The following is a 1195-nucleotide window of genomic DNA, read 5'->3' on the forward strand; positions in this document are numbered from 1 at the left end:
GTGAGAGTTCCTCCACGGTGCCGGCGAAATCCGAGGCGGCCTGGAACCCAAGGAACGCCGCGTCCCCGGCCGCTGTCGAAGTCACATCCCGCAGCACGGCCAGGGCCTCATCCACCCCGGACACCCCAGACACCCCGGACACGCCGGACACGCCGGACACCCCGGACACCGCGGGCCGGGCGGTACCGCGGTCCGTGCCGCGTTCCGCGACCCGGTCCGGGTCCGGCAAATCCATGAAATCCCTGACGGCTTCCATGGAATCACTCTGCCAGAGGGCTCCGACATTATGAGCCGGACCGGACAAAGGCCGCAAAGTTGCGGCCGGAATTCTCCCTGGGGCACACGCCGCGTCCTGGACCGGCGTCGAACCGACATCCCGCACCCCGTCGAGGGCCGCATCCACCCCCGACACCGCGGGCTGCGCGGGCCGGGCGGTACCGCAGTCCGTGCCGCGTTCCGTGCCTCGGTCCGGGTCCTGGAAATCGATGAAATCCCTGACGGCTTCCATGGAATCACTCTGCCAGAGGGCTCCGACATTTTTGGCCGGGCCGGACACTGGCCGCAAAGGTGCGGCCGGAATTCTCCCTGGGGCACACGCCGCGTCCTGGACCGGCGTCGAACCGACATCCCGCACCCCGTCGAGGGCCGCATCCACCCCGGACACCGCGGGCTGCGCGGTACCGCGTTCCGTGCCACGGTCCGGGTCCTGGAAATCGATGAAATCCCTAACGGCTTCCATGGAACCACCCTGCCAGAGGGCTCCGACATTATTAGCGACTCCACCCGTAGTGCACCGGTCGGCGCCAGACTCCCGACGTCTGGCTGGCTCGGTACCCGCGGTTCAGCCCGATTCAGTCGATTCCGGGCCCGGGACTCAGGACTCGCTGTCCAGGAACCGCGGCCGCCCAAACTGCGTTCGGACTCCGGGGGAGAAGAGCGCCGATTCGGGCGGGCCCGCGACGGTGATTCCGGCTGCAGCGAACAGCTGATCCTCAACCTGAGTCAGTTCCGCCCGGTACAACGGCCACGCAGTGTGGGTGTTGGGAACATACATGGTCCTGCCTCGGAACCGGGTGTGCAGACCGAACCGGGCGGTGAGGTGGACGGACAGCGGGTCGGTTGCTTCGGCGTCGAACTCCGGTGCCACCTCGAAGTCGCTCCGGGCGCCGCCCCGGAACCGCCGGACCCAGTACCC

Annotated in this window: 2 protein-coding genes; both read right to left on the reverse strand. The window is 68.5% G+C overall.

What is annotated here, in order from left to right; all coding sequences use genetic code 11:
- Window positions 1-739, reverse strand: a 739-nt coding sequence (locus BJQ90_RS18855) for a hypothetical protein (RefSeq protein ID WP_226761733.1), incomplete at its 3' end; no start/stop codon positions are given.
- Window positions 740-874: 135 nt separating this feature from the next.
- Window positions 875-1195, reverse strand: a 321-nt coding sequence (locus BJQ90_RS18860) for a DUF2071 domain-containing protein (protein WP_226761734.1), incomplete at its 5' end; no start/stop codon positions are given.

Origin of the sequence: Arthrobacter sp. SO3, from assembly GCF_020532825.1 — a bacterium.
GTDB lineage: Bacteria > Actinomycetota > Actinomycetes > Actinomycetales > Micrococcaceae > Arthrobacter.